The organism is Mucilaginibacter sp. NFX135 (assembly GCF_048565145.1).
Classification (GTDB): Bacteria; Bacteroidota; Bacteroidia; order Sphingobacteriales; family Sphingobacteriaceae; genus Mucilaginibacter.
Genome location: NZ_CP183412.1, coordinates 1,292,135 through 1,310,210, shown reverse-complemented (window position 1 = coordinate 1,310,210; position 18,076 = coordinate 1,292,135). Strand labels below are relative to the sequence as shown.

Annotated in this window: 15 protein-coding genes; 7 read left to right on the top strand and 8 right to left on the bottom strand. The window is 42.1% G+C overall.

Going from position 1 to position 18,076, the window contains the following annotated elements:
• Positions 1-75: 75 nt before the first annotated feature.
• Positions 76-870: a hypothetical protein gene (locus ACNURT_RS05710; protein WP_419700917.1), complete on the top strand. Its 795-nt coding sequence runs from the start codon at positions 76-78 to the stop codon at positions 868-870.
• A gap of 86 nt (positions 871-956) precedes the next feature.
• Here ACNURT_RS05710 and ACNURT_RS05705 read toward each other — a convergent pair whose 3' ends face one another.
• The 4 genes from ACNURT_RS05705 to ACNURT_RS05690 form a co-directional block, all read right to left on the bottom strand.
• Positions 957-1,493 carry an RNA polymerase sigma factor gene (locus ACNURT_RS05705; RefSeq protein ID WP_370998944.1) on the bottom strand — a complete coding sequence of 179 codons (537 nt, stop codon included), beginning with the start codon at positions 1,491-1,493 and terminating at the stop codon, positions 957-959.
• A gap of 265 nt (positions 1,494-1,758) precedes the next feature.
• A complete protein-coding gene (gene murB, locus ACNURT_RS05700) occupies positions 1,759-2,817 on the bottom strand; it encodes a UDP-N-acetylmuramate dehydrogenase (protein WP_419702112.1) in 1,059 nt (352 codons plus the stop codon).
• 158 nt (positions 2,818-2,975) lie between these two features.
• Positions 2,976-4,643 carry an ArnT family glycosyltransferase gene (locus tag ACNURT_RS05695; protein ID WP_419700916.1) on the bottom strand — a complete coding sequence of 556 codons (1,668 nt, stop codon included), beginning with the start codon at positions 4,641-4,643 and terminating at the stop codon, positions 2,976-2,978.
• Positions 4,644-4,893: 250 nt separating this feature from the next.
• A complete protein-coding gene (locus tag ACNURT_RS05690) occupies positions 4,894-5,874 on the bottom strand; it encodes a glycosyltransferase (RefSeq protein WP_419700915.1) in 981 nt (326 codons plus the stop codon).
• Positions 5,875-6,235: 361 nt separating this feature from the next.
• Here ACNURT_RS05690 and ACNURT_RS05685 point away from each other — a divergent pair, with 361 nt between their 5' ends.
• Complete coding sequence (locus ACNURT_RS05685; RefSeq protein WP_419700914.1) at positions 6,236-7,552, top strand: sugar MFS transporter; 1,317 nt, start codon at positions 6,236-6,238, stop codon at positions 7,550-7,552.
• Positions 7,553-7,654: 102 nt separating this feature from the next.
• Here the strand turns inward: ACNURT_RS05685 and ACNURT_RS05680 are convergent, their stop codons facing one another.
• From ACNURT_RS05680 to ACNURT_RS05665, 4 genes are all read right to left on the bottom strand, one after another.
• Entirely contained in the window at positions 7,655-8,095 is a 441-nt protein-coding gene (locus ACNURT_RS05680; RefSeq protein WP_419700913.1) for a sterol desaturase family protein, read from the bottom strand.
• A 38-nt stretch (positions 8,096-8,133) separates the two neighbouring features.
• Positions 8,134-8,520 carry a four helix bundle protein gene (locus tag ACNURT_RS05675; protein WP_419700912.1) on the bottom strand — a complete coding sequence of 129 codons (387 nt, stop codon included), beginning with the start codon at positions 8,518-8,520 and terminating at the stop codon, positions 8,134-8,136.
• Positions 8,521-8,564: 44 nt separating this feature from the next.
• The gene (gene lpdA / locus ACNURT_RS05670; RefSeq protein ID WP_419702111.1) at positions 8,565-9,968 is read right to left on the bottom strand and encodes a dihydrolipoyl dehydrogenase; all 1,404 of its coding nucleotides are present in this window, start codon (positions 9,966-9,968) and stop codon (positions 8,565-8,567) included.
• Between the two features lie 63 nt (positions 9,969-10,031).
• Positions 10,032-11,030, bottom strand: coding sequence for a phosphotransferase enzyme family protein (locus ACNURT_RS05665; RefSeq protein WP_419700911.1), 999 nt, complete (start codon positions 11,028-11,030; stop codon positions 10,032-10,034).
• Positions 11,031-11,160: 130 nt separating this feature from the next.
• On the opposite strand from ACNURT_RS05665, the gene ACNURT_RS05660 reads away from it, so the two are divergent.
• The 5 genes from ACNURT_RS05660 to ACNURT_RS05640 all read left to right on the top strand — a co-directional run bounded on the left by ACNURT_RS05660 (position 11,161) and on the right by ACNURT_RS05640 (position 17,861).
• Positions 11,161-13,020, top strand: a complete 1,860-nt coding sequence (locus ACNURT_RS05660; protein WP_419700910.1) for a CocE/NonD family hydrolase — start codon at positions 11,161-11,163, stop codon at positions 13,018-13,020.
• A gap of 154 nt (positions 13,021-13,174) precedes the next feature.
• Complete coding sequence (locus ACNURT_RS05655; protein WP_419700909.1) at positions 13,175-14,854, top strand: M1 family metallopeptidase; 1,680 nt, start codon at positions 13,175-13,177, stop codon at positions 14,852-14,854.
• A 7-nt stretch (positions 14,855-14,861) separates the two neighbouring features.
• On the top strand, positions 14,862-15,500 hold the full coding sequence (locus ACNURT_RS05650; RefSeq protein ID WP_419702110.1) for a M949_RS01915 family surface polysaccharide biosynthesis protein: 639 nt from the start codon (positions 14,862-14,864) through the stop codon (positions 15,498-15,500).
• A 20-nt stretch (positions 15,501-15,520) separates the two neighbouring features.
• Positions 15,521-16,153 carry a M949_RS01915 family surface polysaccharide biosynthesis protein gene (locus tag ACNURT_RS05645; RefSeq protein ID WP_419700908.1) on the top strand — a complete coding sequence of 211 codons (633 nt, stop codon included), beginning with the start codon at positions 15,521-15,523 and terminating at the stop codon, positions 16,151-16,153.
• Positions 16,154-16,190: 37 nt separating this feature from the next.
• Positions 16,191-17,861, top strand: coding sequence for a M1 family metallopeptidase (locus tag ACNURT_RS05640; RefSeq protein ID WP_419700907.1), 1,671 nt, complete (start codon positions 16,191-16,193; stop codon positions 17,859-17,861).
• Positions 17,862-18,076 lie beyond the last annotated feature (215 nt).

Below are 18,076 nucleotides of genomic sequence, written 5' to 3'. Positions count from 1 at the left end.
TAAATTAATTTGATTTCTTTTTGTCTTAATTCATTGATAATAAGTTAAATTTGAACAGAACACCAAACCTTTTTTATGAAACAGTACCCCAGACTCATCTTTTTATTACTGGCCTGCATCGCTATTGGTTACTCGGCTTGTATCAAATCGGCCAATATTAATAACAAAGGCAATACCAGCACGGTAAGTACCAAGGTGGTAAGCAGCAATGTGGTGATGAACCTTAAACAGATACTGTATGGCGAATATGGCTCATTCAATATTGCCGATGGCGCTAATATGCCCGATGATATGAATCAAAGCCATAAAGGACGCCTGAAAGTACAATCAACCCATCAACCGGATTGTGATTTTAAGATAGATACCGCTTTCCAGTTCGCACTCGATCTGAGCGACACTGCCAAATTCAGCATCTGGAACAAAATCAAATATAACGTACAATGTACAGCCGGCTCGCTTTCGGGTATCAGTGTGTATGATAGTTTATACGTTACCATCACATCCAATGATTATATTGTACTAACCAAGAGTGGTGAAACGCTCAATATGAAGCTATTAACGCCGGGCAATAAGGATTCTCAGCTATCAATGACCGGCTCCATGAATGTTTACACTAATCTACAGGCTAAAACAACTGCGGAAAAAACAGGCATTTTCAGCTATAATTACTCGTTCAACTCACTCATCATCGACCCAACAAAAGAGGGGGATATTATCAGCGGTTCGGCCAGTTTTGCTACCAAAGGCAGCGGCGCCGATGGTACCTGGGATTATAAGGGCACTATTCAATTCCTGGGCAATCACCGGGTAAAAATAGTAATCAACGGTACATCCTATACCTATGATCTTCAAACGGGTCTGGTGGTATAGATATACGATCTGTCCCGGATTAAAAGCATAAAAAACCCGCCTAAAAAGCAGGTTTTTCTATAATATATATTTTGAGTTTAATCGTATTAATTCTCTGCGTAAACGGGTTTGGCAATGCCATTATCATAAGCTTTCAAGTTCTTTTTCAGTAACTTGCGGGCTACGTGGATGCGAGTTTTTACAGTACCGATCGGGATATCCAGATGATCGGCAATTTCGTGGTATTTATGACCTTCAAAGTACATAGTGAAGGGTACATAATAATCTCCTGGTAAGCGGTCAAGCGCTCTTTTGATATCGTCCATCACAAATTTTGCTTCGCCTTGATTTTTTGTTGAACTGTACACCAGGTTTGGAGAAGAGATCTCATCTGACTTGGTAACAAAAGTGCTCATTTTAACAAAACGGCGATAGTTGTTGATGAATGTATTTTTCATGATGGTGTATAACCATCCTTTTAAATTAGTACCCTCTTTAAACTTATTGTAATAAGTTATGGCCTTCAACATTGTGTCCTGGACAAGGTCGTTAGCATCATCTGCGTCATGCGTAAAATGAAGTGCATAAGACCTCAATGAACTTGCCTGACGTAGTACTAGGGTGTTAAACTCAATCTTTGTCATTTTGTTAAAGTTTTGTATCAACACTCAGGCAACCATAATGCCACTTAAAAATTGATCTTTTAACCAGAACAATGACGAAAGAGATTTTTTCTGAAAAAATAAATAGTGTAAAAGTTACACTATACAGGCAATTAATGGACTGAAAAGCAGAACATTAAAGGCAAAAATTAACCAAAATGAAAAACCAATGAAATTAACTTACGTAACAAAAATGTTATACAATTGACACTAAACGAAACCAAAAGTTTAATTAGAATAAAATTATTTAACTAATAATATTTACTTCGCGTTGTAGCATAACGCCAAATTTAGTGTACACACTGTCTATGATTTGCGACGAAAAAGCATACACTTCCTTGCCAGTGGCACCGCCGTGGTTCACCAAAACCAGCGCCTGATTTTTCCAGGTACCTGTATTTCCTACTACTTTTCCCTTCCAGCCGCATTGCTCAATAAGCCAGCCTGCAGCCAGTTTCACAAGGCCGTCGCCGCCTGGATAATTAACCACATCCGGAAATTTAGCCTGCAGCGTGCTGAATTCTTCCTGGCTAATCAAGGGATTTTTAAAAAAACTGCCTGCATTACCTATGGTTGATGGATCAGGCAGTTTAGATACCCGGATATGCGATACAACATCCGACACATCTTTGATTGTAGGCGTAGTAATACCCCGGTTAGCTAACTCCTGCCCAATAGCGCCATATTGTGTATTGATATCAGGAATAAGCGATAATTGGAATTTTACCGACACAATAATGTACAAACCTTTGAGTTCATTTTTAAATACACTTTCGCGATAACCAAATTTGCAATCGGCCTTGGTAAATGTTTTAAAATTACCGCTTGCTGTTTCAAAAGCACGACAACTCAAAAAGGCATCCTTCAGTTCCACGCCGTAAGCGCCGATGTTTTGGATAGGCGATGCGCCTACCGAACCGGGGATCAGGCTCAGGTTTTCGATACCGGCATATCCGCGGGCAACGCAGAAGTTTACCAGGTCGTTCCATACTTCGCCGCCGCCGGCCTCCACAAAAACATCGTTATGACTGATGCGGTGTTCAATACCGCGGATATTCATACGGATCACTAATCCTTCAAAATTACTCACCAGCAGCAGGTTACTGCCACCGCCCAGTACCAGCCTGTCAATTTGCTGCCATTGCAGATCGGCAAACAACTCTACCAGTTCATCCTCGTGCGCTATCTCCACAAAGTAACGGGCATACGCGTCGATGCCAAAGGTGTTGAAGTTTTTGAGGGATACGTTTTCCTGTATTTGCAGCATATTTTTTTGATGTCGGGTATCGGATGTTCGATGTCGGATTTATTGGGGGCGAATTTCGGAATTTTATTTTATTGCCCTGCGGTTATTATATCCCGCTATGATGAAAAACTTTTTAAACCTTACATTTTAAGCTCAAAAGTAGTATGTGGTCGATATAACACGTTTATCATGCTGAGGAACGCACCACCGCCAAAACACTACAAACCTTTATCCACCCTCACCAGATAAAACCGCTCCAAGCTACCCAGCCGGCTGCTTTTGATGATAAACGGTAGTCGCATATTTTCGTTGGGATAATTGTAAAATGCCTGTATTATTTGAAAATTGGTGTGGTTCTTTTCCAGTTCGGCTTTTAAGCCGTCGTCTATCAGGATAAGGGCATTGTTGTGTGTGACGGCCTGGGCCATCTCCATAAAAGTTACCGGCTGATGGGTATAAAAGTCAAAAGCATTGGGGACATTAAAAGCGGCTATGATTTCGTCGTTAGGATAATGCTGGTTAATATATTCGGCAGCGTGAACATCGCCTTTAAATTTCAGCAGTGTGGGGTAAACCACACCCATGAGGTAAGTATTAACCCATAAACCCGTTACGGCTGTTAATAAAAACAAAGCCCTTTCCCGGTTGCTGCTGTTTTTATAAATATATAAGATGACACCAATGAGCAAGATACAGAGCCCTATAAACACCTGCCAGCGCTCAGGGGCGAAAACAAAGTTGAGCACCGTTACCGCGATGATCAATAACGCAACAATAGTATACTGAGCAATGGTAAAGAATTTACTTTTGTGTTGGATCACTTCACGAATAAAGCCGGCTGTGATAATAGCGAAGAAGGGGAACAGGATATTGGTATAAAACGGCAGCTGAAATTTAGATACGGAAAATATCAGCAACATTACTACTGAACCACTAATGCTAACATACTCGGGCAGTTTTACACCTTTGATCATTTGACCGATATGCCTGATGAGCGCGTAATAAAACAACAGCATCCATGGTGCAAAGGCCCATAACAGGGTATGAAGAAAAAAGAACACGCTGCCATGACTGTTGCGGATAAAGCTGTTATTGTTAAAACGCCCGAACTGACTATCCCACAAAAACCAATGGATACCTGATATACCGGTTTTACCAAACACCACTTTTTCGGGGTGTATATCAAACTGTATATATAAGGTATAAATTTCGGGCAGGGTAAATATGCACACCAACACAAATGCCAGCAGCCATTTCCAGTGGAATAAGCTTTTAAGATCTTTTTTAAACAGGTAATCGCCTATAATGGCACTGCCGATGGGAATGAGCAGGTAAATACCCTTGGTCATAACGGCGCAGGCAGTAAACAGAGCTCCGAGCAAAATATCGGCCCAACCAAAACGCTCTTTGAGTTTATAAAAGTGATATACTGCTCCCATGAGCAAACCCATGATATAAGGCTCGGCCCGTACATCGGTGTTTGACATGAGCACGTGCTGTGCGGTAAGCAAGATCAGTGTGGCGATCAATGAGGTTTCCAGATCGTAAAATTTCCGGGCCAGTTTATAAGTGTACGCCACCGATAGCAGGAAAAATAACAGGGCCGGTAATTTATAGGCGATGGTATTGATACCAAAAACCTTGAAGCTCAGCGCAGCCATCCAGAACGGAAAATGCGGTTTATCCAGCCAGTCCTTCCCGTGATAAATGAGTTCGGTAAAATTATTGCTTTGCGCCATGCCGCGAGCCAGCACACTGTACAAACTGGGATCGTCGGTAAAGTATTTGATATCTATGCCGGCAATATTTACCAATATAGCCAGGGCCAACACTACAATGTATGGCTTTTTATATGCGGGAGATAAAGTGGTTGCTGAACTATTCACCGGAGATATTTAGGTACAAAATAACACATTATAATATTACTACGTTGTTGTCTGATTAAGATTCTTTAAAGTTTTGACCTTTTTCAAGTTTTTCAAAAGCTGAGGCAGGTGCGATTCCTTCCCTCGGGAAGGGTGAGGAAGGGGTTTCTGCATCATGTAGTTTATGCCCGGCGTATAAACCCCGCCCTGCCTTTACACACACCACAGCCGCGCCCCTCCCGTTGGGAGGGAATTGAGGATGAGTATTATTTTATGCGTTCCAGGGCAGGTACTTGGGTGATGCTTCCTTCAGTGTCGGGCTAACCGGGTTCAAGGTTTCGCCATTCAATATCTTTTCATATAATTCCAGATAGCGTCTGGCCATTTTTTGAACAGTAAAATGTTCCATGGCGTAATCATGGCAGTGCTGATTACTAAAAGAGTCTACATTTTTAAGCGCTGTTATTAACGTCGTTTTGCTATTGCTCAACAAGCCAACCTCAGCCGGTACCAACTCCGGCAACGAGCCATAAGGCGTACCGAACACTGGGCAGCCAAAATAAAGGCTTTCAATAATAGCCAAACCAAAAGGCTCATGCCATAAAACCGGGAACAATAAAGCCTTTGAAGCATTCAATACTACCGATTTTTGCGCGTTATCAACCATACCCTTAAACCGAACATTTAAATTGGGAGTAAAGCGCAGTCCCATTTTCAGGTTTAAACGCGCACCACCTAATACGACAAGCTTATTGCCGGTTTGGGTGGCTATATCAATGGCGCCCTTTACATTTTTAACACGCCAGGCGGCTTTGGCCAAAAAGTGGGTATGGGTACGTTTCTGTTGCAGATCGGGCCGGGGATAATCATCCGGATCAAGACCATGATGTATAAACACGCTTGATCCATGACGTGCAGCATGATTGGCAGATACAAATACGGAGTTTTGATCCAGCACTTGGCCGTAACCTGGGTTATTGTGTACATTAATAAGGTATGGTTTTTTGGTAAACCCGCTTACCTGGAAATGAAAATGTACCACGTCTACATCATCCGGAACCTGTAGGTTCATGTCGATAGCAGGATTATATACCAGCACTTTCGCAAAGGGACAGGCAGAGCCTTCACCCACCAGATAGGCAATGTCATGACCCAGGCGGTTAAGCTCCTTGCCCAACCACCAGATCACTCTTTCGGTGCCTCCATATTTGGCAGCCGGTATCAACGTATTGTTAACTATTAGTATTTTCATGCTGGCGATGAATGTAAGCGTCCGAATTTCGGAATTATAATTTGGATTGAAGATTTTTGATATTGATAGCCGGAAGAACCAATAACGCACAATAAATTAATTTTTTTCCGAAATCTTGATTTTTACAGGTATTGCCCATAGAACAGCCACACAAACGTTTGATAAATCAATAAAACTCATTATCAACCTGTTTTTTAAAGAAAAATCATCCAGAAAAATCATACGAATGATATAAATCACCAAAATAAGAGGAATATATCCTCATTTAATTTTACTAATTTTCACATTACCAATATAATCTACCAACTTTTTTAATTATTTTAGAAACTTCATTAAGTTCTTAACAATTTAACTAAAAGAAATGGATTCTGTTATCAAAGCCGAAAAGCCGGCAGCAAAAAGTTCGGGTATTAACCCTATTATTATTATAGGTGCATTATTTTTCATTTTCGGGTTTGTAACCTGGCTAAATTCTGTATTGATACCCTATTTAAAAATTGCCTGTCAGCTTAATAACATCGAATCATTTTTAGTAGCCAGCGCTTTTTATATTGCCTATTTATTAATGGCAAAGCCATCGGCCTGGTTGCTTAAACTATTTGGCTTTAAAAATGGCATGGCGGTGGGTCTGCTTATTATGGCGGTTGGCGCTCTCATATTTATACCCGCGGCATTAACCAGGACTTATACTATATTCCTGATCGGTTTATTTGTACAAGGCTCAGGGTTGGCCGTTTTACAATCAGCCTCCAATCCATATATCACTATAGTTGGCCCACCCGAAAGCGCTGCCAAACGGATCAGCATCATGGGTATCTGTAATAAATTTGCCGGTGTACTGGCGCCTATCGCATTGGGCGCAGTGGTATTAAAAAACATCGATGCCTTTACTGCCAATCTCGCTAAGCTTGATGCTACCCAAAAAATAGCCGAGCTCAATGAACTTGCTTCCAGGGTAATTTTGCCTTACGTGCTTATTGTTATTGTATTGGCAGTATTGGCCGTGCTGATCTACTTTTCGGGCCTGCCAGAAATTGATACCGATCATGAGGATGAAACCGTAGCTGCTGCCAATTCCGGCAAAACCAGTGTATTCGAGTTCCCCCATTTGATACTGGGCGTAATAGCCCTGTTCCTGTACGTAGGTGCCGAAGTTATAGCCGGCGATTCCATCATTAGCTATGGCGTTGCACATCATATCCCACTATCTACCGCTAAATATTTTGCCTCGGGTACGCTGGCTTGTATGGTTATCGGTTATATCGCGGGCATTTTATTTATTCCCCGTTATATTTCACAACAAAAGGCATTGGTATATTCGGCTGTTTTAGGCGTGATCTTAACGGCTGCAGCGCTTTTTGTACCTAAATATGCCTCAATAAGCTGTATAGCTCTTCTGGGTTTGGCCAATTCATTAATGTGGCCGGCTATATGGCCATTGGCCTTATCGGGCCTGGGCAGGTTTACCAAGATCGGTTCGTCATTATTGGTTATGGGGATAGCCGGCGCGGCGGTTTTCCCTCCTGTCTACGGTTTCCTGGTTGATCAATCAAAAGCAAGTGCAGGTCCCGAAGCCGCAGCACAAACCTCCTACTGGATCTTGTTGCCTATATACCTGTTCATTCTTTATTTTGCAGCTATTGGTTACAAAAAAGGGAAACATGTGATAGCGGTGTAAGGCTATTTGTCTGAACTTGAATTTATAGAATTTTAGAATTAACAGAATTAAACCTACTAAGGAAATTCTAAAATTCCTTAATTCCATTAATTCGAGTTCAGACTACCTCCTAAACCACTTCCTGTTCGCCACCAACAACCCAAACTCTTCCGAAGGATTTTTCTGCATGGATTTATGGTGCATTTTATGCGCACGGCGGATGCCTGCCAGGTAACGGTTATTACTTTTGAATGCTTTAAAGCGGTTATGAATAAACCAATCGTGAAAAATAAAGTAGATGATACCATATGTGCTGATACCTGTACCTATCCAGAAGTGATAGTCCAGATTAAGGTGCCCTATCCACATCAGTCCTAAAGCAAAGGCCGCAAAACCTATACTGAACAGATCGTTCAGTTCGAACCAGCTATGTTTTTCCTGATGGTGTGTTTTGTGGATGAACCACAGCGGCCCATGAAACAGGTATTTATGCATAGCCCAAGAAAGCAATTCCATGAGTGCAATGGTGCATAGCACAATACTTATGTTGAACAGTATATTCATTTACTGTTGTAAGGTTGGAATGTTGTAAAGTTGAAATGTTATTTTTTCTTCTTTTCTGCCTCGAATTTCTTTAAGTAATCAATCAGTGACTTTGTTTTACTTGAAAATTCAATACTTTTTGCATACAAATCATTGTACACCATGTCGCTGATTTTACCAGACCTATGCAAAATCACCAGCTTGTTTCTAAACTCTCCTGATGACCCTTTTGAGTAATTTAAAAATCTTATAAAATCAGGATTGTTGTTATACTCAAATCCCTCAGCAATGTTATCAGACATTGAACAGGCTGCTCTTCTTATCTGATCTTTCATCCCCCAATCAGATTTCATGGGCTCAGCATCACATAAAGAATATACTTGAACAGCAATGGAAACAGCTATTTTCCAAATCTCTAAATCTTCAAACTTTTGAAACTTACTCAAGCAGCGTTACAACATTAAAACATTCCAACCTTACAACAAATAACTTACATATGTATCGGCCTGTTCTCAGTCGCTGCTAAGCAGGCTTCGCGCATGGCTTCGGTGTAAGTTGGGTGGGCGTGGCTCATGCGCGAAATATCTTCGGCGCTGGCACGGTACTCCATCGCTACTACAGCCTCGGCAATCATATCAGCAGCACGCGGACCTATCATGTGAACACCCAGGATCTCGTCGGTAGTGGCATCGGCCAGTACTTTCACAAAACCATCCAGATCACCGCTGGCGCGCGCACGGCCACTGGCTTTGAATGGGAACGATCCTGTTTTATATTTTACACCGGCTGCTTTCAATTGCTCCTCTGTCTGACCAACGGCGGCAACTTCCGGCCAGGTATAAACAACGCCCGGTATCAGGTTATAATCAATGTGTGGTTTCTGGCCGGCAATAATCTCGGCCACCAGAGTACCTTCGTCCTCGGCTTTGTGAGCCAGCATGGCGCCTTTAATAACGTCGCCAATAGCGTATACCCCTTTCACACTGGTTTCCAGGTGATCGTTAACCGTGATCTTACGACCGCGTTCTTCTACCATAATACCTATTTTATCCAGCCCTAAACCATCGGTATAGGCCACACGACCAACAGCAACCAGGCAGTAATCGCCTTTCAGTTCCTGTTTCTCACCTTTCGGGGTATCAAAAGTCACGGTTACTTCTTTCCCTTTTACGGTAGCGCCGGTAACTTTATGCCCCAGGTAAAATTCCATACCCAGTTTTTGCAATACTTTTTGCAGCTCTTTACCCAAACCTTTATCCATAGTTGGGATAATGCCATCCATAAATTCAATTACAGATACTTTGGAGCCTAAGCGGGCGTAAACAGAACCCAGCTCCAAACCAATAACACCACCGCCAATCAGCACCAGGTGTTTAGGGATCTCGGTCAGGGTTAAAGCTTCAGTTGAGGTGATAATACGTTTTTTATCGATCTTTAAAAATGGTAGTGCTGATGGTTTTGAACCGGTAGCAATGATCACATTTTTGCTGGTGATCTCCGTTTCGGTGCCATCGTTCTTTTTAACAATGATGGTATTTTTATCTTTAAAAGATCCTACACCATAATGGGTATCGATCTTATTTTTTTTCATCAGGTAAACAATACCGCTGGTATTGGCGTCAACCACTTCCTGCTTCCGTTTGATCATCTGGCCGAAATCGATTTTCAGATTATCCAGGTTAATACCATGCGTTTTAAAGGCATGAGCAGCGTTATGGTAATGTTCAGACGAATCCAGTAAAGCTTTGGATGGGATACAGCCTACATTTAGACAGGTACCGCCAAGGGTAGCATATTTTTCAACAATCGCGGTTTTTAAACCAAGCTGGGCACAACGTATAGCGGCTACATAGCCACCAGGGCCCGAACCGATAACGATAACATCATATTGCATAGTAGTGTATTTTGTGGTTGGCAAAGTTAATGGTTATTAGGCTATTATTTTATAGATTAATGGTCAAAATTCGCAATACTTATCTACCCACACTTTTATCAGCGACACCCTGTCCTTTATAAATTTCGGACCAAAAAACGGGTTCGACCAATCATCGAAGTTTTCATATTGAAAGCCCAGGTAAAATATCCAGAACCCTACACCCAGATAAGGAATAGCCTTGATCTCCTGATCTGATACAGGTCTTACTTCGCGGTAGGCTGCTATAAAGACCTGGTACATGCGGTCGGCTTCTTCATCGGTAAGCTTGCCTGTAAACACATGCATGAAAAAATGTACAAAGAACGACATCAGGTCATTTGCCAGATGGCCTTGACCCGCAAAGTCGAAATCAAAAAATGTGATCCCGCCGTTATCGTCAAAGTGAAAGTTCTTGGGCAAAAAATCATACTGACAATAACCATAGCTAAATTTTTCTGTATCAAACGTGTTGAGCTTTCGAATTACCTGCATTACGGTCTCTTTTAAATAGATATATTCACCTGGCAGCTCCGCAAACGCGGGCTTCAGCGTTTTTAAAGGTTGAATGAGCGTGCTATCCGTAGTATAGGCTTTTCTTTTATAGTTCAGTTTCACTACCGAGGTGATGTTATGAACCGTGGCCATTTCACGGCCAACAGTTTTCAATTGCTCATCAGACAGATCAAGCACAGGTTTGCCCCCGGCATAGGAAAGCACAATACCATAGCGGGAGCCTTCGGCTGCATCAAATTTTTGTATCTGTCCGCCAAAAATATCAACCAGCGGGTATGAAACATTCGCACCATATTCTTTTAACATATTCAACAACTCCACTTCACCCTGTATCTCGCTTAACGAACGGTGCGGGTCGCGGTAAATTTTTAAAATATACTTTGAATCTGCCGCTTCTAAAACATAAGTATCACTCACCCCTCGCAGCAAATACTTGCAGTTTATCAGGTTTATACCATACGCTGTCGCTATATAATCTTTTAAAGCAGGGGCTGATAAGGTGGAATATTGAGCGGGAAACGGTGTCATAAATAGGGCAGATAATTATAGAAAAAGAGATAGTATATAGTCTTTATTTAACTTTATTGTAACAGTGTTGCAATAAAGAATTGAATTAACGATTTACTTGCTAAATTAGAGCTTTAAATTGACTGATCTCATGAAAAAAATTTACTCATTTTTTGCACTATTATTAATGTGCAGCATTAACGCTTTTGCTCAAAGCGATTATGTAAAGGAACATTTTACCAAAGAAGACGTGTACATCACTATGCGCGATGGTATAAAACTTTTCACTTCCATTTACACGCCTAAAGATGCTTCGGCTAAAAACAAGTATCCTATCCTGATGCAGCGTACCTGTTACAGCGTAGCGCCGTATGGCGAAGATAAATATCCCGCACGCTTGGGTCCGTCGGAAATTATCATGAAAGAGGGTTATATTTTTGTGTACCAGGATGTTCGCGGCCGCTGGAAAAGTGAAGGAACCTGGACAAACATGACGCCCGTTATCGATAACAAAAAAAGCAAAACCGATGTTGATGAAGGTTCTGACACTTATGATACCATTGACTGGCTGATTAAAAATGCAACTTTCAATAATGGCAAAGTTGGCCAGTATGGCATCTCCTACCCAGGCTTTTACACCGCGGCAGGTATCCTGTCAAACCACCCGGCTCTGAAGGCTTCATCACCTCAAGCTCCTATATCCGATTTCTTTTTTGACGATTTTCATCACAACGGTGCATTTCTGGAAGGTTACTTTTTTACCTTCCCGGTTTTCGGTGTTCAAAAAACCGATACCACCAGCAAAGCCTGGTATACCATGCTTAAACCCAACAGCAAAGATGGATATCAATACCTGTTAGATCTTGGTCCGCTTAAAAATGCCGACAAATTTTACCACAACAATTTCTTCTGGCAGGAAACCATCAATCATCCCAACTATGATGAGTTTTGGCAAAAACGTGGTCTGCTAAAGCACTATGGCAAAGTAAAACCAGCGGTAATGCTGGTAGGCGGCTGGTTTGATGCCGAAGACCTGACCGGTCCGCTGGCAATCTATAAAACCATCAACAAAACCGACCCTAATGCCTATAATACTATTGTGATGGGTCCATTTGGGCATGGCCGCTGGTCGCGCGAAACCGGGCACACCATGCACAGTAATATTTATTTTGGTGACAGCATCGCTACTTTTTACCAAAAAAATATCGAAGCCAAATTCTTCAACCATTTCCTGAAAGGCAATGGCGACAAAAACTCAGGTTTGCCCAACGCTTATATGTACAATACCGGTAAAAAGGAATGGGCTACTTTTGATAAATGGCCGGCTCCAAACGCGGTTCATCAAAAAATGTATTTAGGGGCCGATGGTAAACTGGCCGATGCGCAACCTGCCACAGCCGGTTCAGTATCCTATATAAGTGATCCGCTTAAGCCGGTTCCTTATACTGAGGATAATACCACTACCATGGGCTTTACCCCGCACAATTATATGAGCGAGGATCAGCGTTTTGCCGGTAGGCGTCCGGATGTGCTGGTTTATCAGACAGACGTATTAAATGATGATGTAACTCTTGGCGGCGAGATCATGGCACACCTAAAAATTGCGACTACCGGCACCGATGCCGATTTTGTGGTAAAACTGATTGACGTTTACCCTGCCGATGAGCCTAACAACCCATATATGCCCAACAAAAACATCATCCTGAGCAATTACTGGCAAATGGTACGTTCGGAAGTAATGCCGGCTCGTTTCCGCAACAGCTTCGAGAAACCAGAAGCTTTGGTAGCCAACCAAAAAACCGATGTTAACTTCCGCCTGCAGGATGTGCTGCATACCTTTAAAAAGGGTCACCGCATTATGATCCAGATACAAAGCACCTGGTTCCCGATCATAGCGCGTAATCCGCAAAAATTTGTGGAGAACCCATACAAGGCCAACGAAAGCGACTACATCAAAGCCACCGAGACGGTTTATAACGACAGCTTTATTGATGTGGAAGTATTGAAATAGATGTTATACTGGCCTTTCTCTAAATAGAGAAGGGCTTTTTTCTTAAAAAGCCCCCCTTTTAGGGTGAATTAAGAAGCAACTTATCTTTAAAAATAAACTTAATCACAAGATATTTGTAGATTTAGGTTCATTAAACATTGACTGATCCGTTACAATGAACAACTCATCACTTACTAAACTGAATTATCAGTTTATATTGGGAGCTATTTTATTATGCCTCCCGGTTATTGCCAAAGCCCAGCTTTTACAAGAGAAAGAAAAATACACGCATGCAGATACACTGCGTGGCAGCCTTTCGCCTTTACGTTCCTGTTACGATATTAACTACTATCACCTTGATGTGAAGGTAAATATCGACCAACGAGCCATCAGTGGCAGCAATCAATTTAAATTTACCGCGACCGAAGATTTCACCAAACTGCAATTTGACTTATTTGCCAATCTGAATGTAGACAAAGTGGTGTATAAAGGTAAAAACCTGCCTTATACCCGCGATGCTAATGCTGTTTTTGTTACACTTCCACAAACCATTGCCAAAGGCAGTAAAGACGAGTTTACCGTATACTATTCGGGCAAACCAACGGTAGCGGTTAACGCCCCCTGGGATGGCGGCTTTGTATTTAAAAAAGATTCCCTGGGCAAACCCTGGGTAGCAACCGCCTGCGAGGGCGTGGGCGCCAGTATCTGGTGGCCCAATAAAGATCACCTGAGCGATGAGGTTGACAGCATGATGATCAGCATCAGCGTGCCTAAAGGATTAAAAGATGTATCAAACGGCAGGCTGCGTAAAGTTACTCCACTCAAAGATGGCTATACGCGCTTTGATTGGTTTGTGGCCAACCCTATTAACAATTATGATGTGGTTGCCAACATTGGCGATTATACTCACTTCGGCGATACATACGATGGCGAGAAAGGCAAGCTCAGTCTTGATTTCTGGGTATTGCCAACCAGCCTGGAGAAAGCCAAAAAGCAATTTGCCGAAAATGTAAAGCCTATGCTTAAAGCCTTTGAACACTGGTTTGGCCCTTATCCGTTTTATGAGGATGGTTACAAACTGGTAGAAACACCGCATTTAGGTATGGAGCACCAAAGCGCTACAGCCTACGGTAATCATTATTTGAATGGCTACCTTGGTTATGATATGTCGGGCACGGGCTGGGGGCTTAAATGGGATTATATCATCGTTCACGAAAGTGGCCATGAGTGGTTTGGCAACAACATCACCTGTAAGGATCTGGCCGATATGTGGATCCATGAAGGCTTTACCTGTTACTCCGAATCGTTGTTTATTGAAAATAACTGGGGCAAAAAGGCAGGCCAGGAATACAACAAAGGACTTAGAATAGGAATTGGGAACGAAAGCCCTATTGTGGGCGTTTACAATGTAAACAAAGAAGGCTCCGGCGATATGTATCCCAAAGGCGCGGTACTGCTCAATATGGTGCGCACCATTATTAATGATGATGAAAAATGGCGCGAAATACTGCGCGGTCTCAATAAAACATTTTATCATAAAACCGTTACTTATGACCAGGTGGTTAACTATATCACCGAACAATCGGGCAAAAAACTATTACCTGTATTTGACCAGTACCTGCATTATAAAAACCTGCCTACGCTGGAGTTTGCTACCAGGGATGGCAAACTGCTTAGTCGCTGGATAGCCGATGTCAATGGTTTTGCTATGCCTGTATTAGTAAGGGTTAAAGGGGGCGAGTATCAATTTATTACCCCTACTAACCGTTTTACCCCGGTTGCTATTGATGGTACTACTATTGATAATATTGAAGTAGATACATTTAACTACTATATCGGTATACTAAAAGATTAGTATGAGCATGCATTACATCAAATTCATGAGCCTGCTTATATTTTTATCCGCGGGGCAAATGACTATGGCACAGGTCAGTGTGGTCAGGATTAATAAAAGAGCAATACCTGCATCCATTAAATATAAAGGAGATATTGTTAACTCCGTACGCTTTACAGACAGCGAAGGTGAGCACTTATTGATCACAACAGAAACCGGGATAACCGATACCAGAGGCGATAGCGAAGATGGTAATGGACGCGACGCGGCCCTTTATGCTTATCAGTATACCATAAAGAGCAATGGAAGTATGCAGTTAAACTGGCAAATGGTTGATTTTGTTAAGGACTGCCAGGTAGACCTGGAAGCGATATACATTCCGGGCACTTTTGCCGTTACCGACCTGGACAGGAATGGGAAAGCCGAAGTATGGCTGATGTATAAAACATTATGCGCCGGTGATATCAGTCCGGGCGAAATGAAGATCATTATGCATGAGGGTGGTAACAAATACGCGATAAGAGGACAAAACAAAGTTAAAGTGGGTCCGGCTGAGTACGACGGCGGCAAATATACTTTTGACGATGCTTTTAAAAGCGGGCCGGAGCTGTTCAGAAAATATGCCCAGGAGCTTTGGAGAAAGAATATTTGGGGGCCGCGAGAATAAACATTTATTATCTAAGTTACATGAAATTATTAGGACTGTTTTTGACGATGATTGTTGTACAAATACAAAGTAGTTTTGCTCAGATCAAGGTTACTCAATTAACCGTAAAGGCAATACCTAAAACCATACATTATTCGGGGCATGTTATCAATGCAGTGCATTATAATGATAGAGAAGGTGAACACATGGTTATCACTACAGAAACTGGGGAAACACCCTCCAAAGGAAGTGAAAATGGAGATGAAAGGGATGCTGCTCTATATGCTTATCATTATAATATTGGTAATAATACAGAACCCAAACTCAGTTGGCAAACCTATGATTTTATTAAGGAATGTCCGGTTGATATTAAAGCCAGCTATATCCCAAATACTTTTGCCATTACTGATCTTGACAATAATGGAAAAGCAGAGGTGTGGCTTATGTATAAAACTGTATGCCACGGAGATGTAAGCCCAAGCTATATGAAGATCATTATGCACGAGGGCAGTAAAAAATATGCGATCAGGGGTGAAAACAAGGTTCGATTATCTGAAAAAAAATATGTTGGTGGCGAATACACATTTGACGAAGCCTTTAAAAAAGGGCCTGAATTGTTCAGACAATACGCTATTGGTCTCTGGAAAAAGAATTTATTAGAAACCTGGAAATAGACTATCTGCTCTGTTTCAAATTAGAATACCCATTAACATGAAAATAAAACAATTATGTCGGATAGCATTAGCATTAATAATTAGTGCTACTACCCTATCTGTAAAAGCTCAACTTGGCGCCAACCGCGAAACTTTTACCCGCGCCGATACCCTGCGCGGTAGTTTAACACCATTACGCACCTGTTATGATATCAATTACTATCACCTGGATGTGAAGTTTGATATCGATCAAAAATATATCAGCGGCAGCAACCAGTTTAAATTTACAGCCACACAGGATTTTACCAAACTACAGTTCGACCTGTTTGCTAACCTCAAAGTTGATAAGGTGATTTACAAAGGGCAGGAATTACCATACATCCGCGAATTTAACGCCGTATTCATCACCTTTCCGCAAACCATAACCAAAGGCAGCGCCGATGAGTTTACGGTGTTTTACTCCGGCAATCCTACTATTGCCAAACGCGCTCCCTGGGATGGCGGTATCGTATATACTACCGACTCATTGGGCAAACCCTGGGTGGCTACTGCTTGTCAGGGTATAGGCGCCAGTATCTGGTGGCCTACCAAAGATCATCAGTATGATGAGGTTGACAGCGCCCTCATCAGCATTAGCGTACCTAATGGTTTAAAGGATGTATCAAACGGGCGTTTACGTAAAGTAACCAAATTAAAAGACGGCTATACCCGTTTTGATTGGTTTGTGGCCAATCCCATCAACAACTATGATATTGAGGCCAACATTGGCGATTATGTACACTATGATGGCGTTTACCAGGGCGAAAAGGGAAAATTGACCATGGATTACTGGCCGCTGAGCTACAACCTGAACAAGGCTAAAAAACAATGGAACGAGAATGCTACCAAAATGCTTAAAGCATTCGAGTACTGGTTTGGCCCTTATCCTTTTTATGAAGATGGCTATAAGCTGGTAGAGGCCCCACACCTGGGCATGGAACACCAAAGCGGCACAGCCTACGGTAATCATTACCAGAATGGCTACCTGGGTCGCGACCTTTCGGGCACGGGCTGGGGCTTAAAATGGGATTTTATTGTAGTGCACGAGAGTGGGCACGAGTGGTTTGGCAATAATATCACCTCCAAAGATGTAGCTGATATGTGGATCCATGAGAGCTTCACCAATTACTCCGAATCGTTATTTGTGGAAACCTATTATGGCAAGCAAGCCGGGCAGGAGTATGTGCATGGCACCCGTTTGGCTATTCAGAATGATCGCCCTATTGTTGGTCCTTATGACGTAAACCGCGAAGGATCGGGCGATATGTATTATAAAGGCGGTAACCTGCTCAACATGATCCGCACCGTTATTAATGATGATGAAAAATGGCGTAACATTCTGCGTGGGCTCAACAAAACCTTCTACCACCAAACCGTTACTTACAATCAAGTGGTTGATTATATTTCTCAGCAAAGCGGCATGGACCTGGCTCCTATATTCGACCAGTACCTGCATTATAAAACCATCCCGATCCTGGAGTTTTTGACCTATAAGGATAAAATACGTTGCCGTTGGATAAACGTAAGCAGCAAAAAGTTCAATATGCCGGTAAGGGTTAAAGTAAAAGGCGGCGATTATCAATTCATCACCCCAACTACCCGCTTTACACCATTAAAACTGGATGGCGCTACGGAAGATAACATCGAAGTAGATACTTTTAATTATTATATAGGGGTAGCACGTGATTAAGTTGTATTAGATTAAGTTAAGTAAAATAGTTGATTCTACTTGTGCTCGTTTGCAACGAGTGCTTATTGCGGAGAGGCGATTGCATCGCTCTTGCGTTTTAAACGCAAACCCATGTTAAGCACTCGTTGCAAACCACCGGTGTTGGGAAGACAAAAAACAAAGACCCAAAACGGAGTTAGGCTAAAGCTAGTAACTGTTTGTTTGTAACTCGTTGG

What these genes read in the sequence shown, in the direction of transcription:
- ACNURT_RS05665 (WP_419700911.1), bottom strand. Translation starts at nt 11,030, where the DNA reads ATGACACCGTTTCCCGCTCAATATTCCACCTTATCAGCCCCTGCTTTA.
- lpdA (WP_419702111.1), bottom strand. Translation starts at nt 9,968, where the DNA reads ATGCAATATGATGTTATCGTTATCGGTTCGGGCCCTGGTGGCTATGTA.
- ACNURT_RS05640 (WP_419700907.1), top strand. Translation starts at nt 16,191, where the DNA reads ATGAAAATAAAACAATTATGTCGGATAGCATTAGCATTAATAATTAGT.
- ACNURT_RS05645 (WP_419700908.1), top strand. Translation starts at nt 15,521, where the DNA reads ATGAAATTATTAGGACTGTTTTTGACGATGATTGTTGTACAAATACAA.
- ACNURT_RS05680 (WP_419700913.1), bottom strand. Translation starts at nt 8,095, where the DNA reads ATGAATATACTGTTCAACATAAGTATTGTGCTATGCACCATTGCACTC.
- ACNURT_RS05685 (WP_419700914.1), top strand. Translation starts at nt 6,236, where the DNA reads ATGGATTCTGTTATCAAAGCCGAAAAGCCGGCAGCAAAAAGTTCGGGT.
- ACNURT_RS05705 (WP_370998944.1), bottom strand. Translation starts at nt 1,493, where the DNA reads ATGACAAAGATTGAGTTTAACACCCTAGTACTACGTCAGGCAAGTTCA.
- ACNURT_RS05690 (WP_419700915.1), bottom strand. Translation starts at nt 5,874, where the DNA reads ATGAAAATACTAATAGTTAACAATACGTTGATACCGGCTGCCAAATAT.
- ACNURT_RS05650 (WP_419702110.1), top strand. Translation starts at nt 14,862, where the DNA reads ATGCATTACATCAAATTCATGAGCCTGCTTATATTTTTATCCGCGGGG.
- ACNURT_RS05655 (WP_419700909.1), top strand. Translation starts at nt 13,175, where the DNA reads ATGAACAACTCATCACTTACTAAACTGAATTATCAGTTTATATTGGGA.
- ACNURT_RS05660 (WP_419700910.1), top strand. Translation starts at nt 11,161, where the DNA reads ATGAAAAAAATTTACTCATTTTTTGCACTATTATTAATGTGCAGCATT.
- ACNURT_RS05710 (WP_419700917.1), top strand. Translation starts at nt 76, where the DNA reads ATGAAACAGTACCCCAGACTCATCTTTTTATTACTGGCCTGCATCGCT.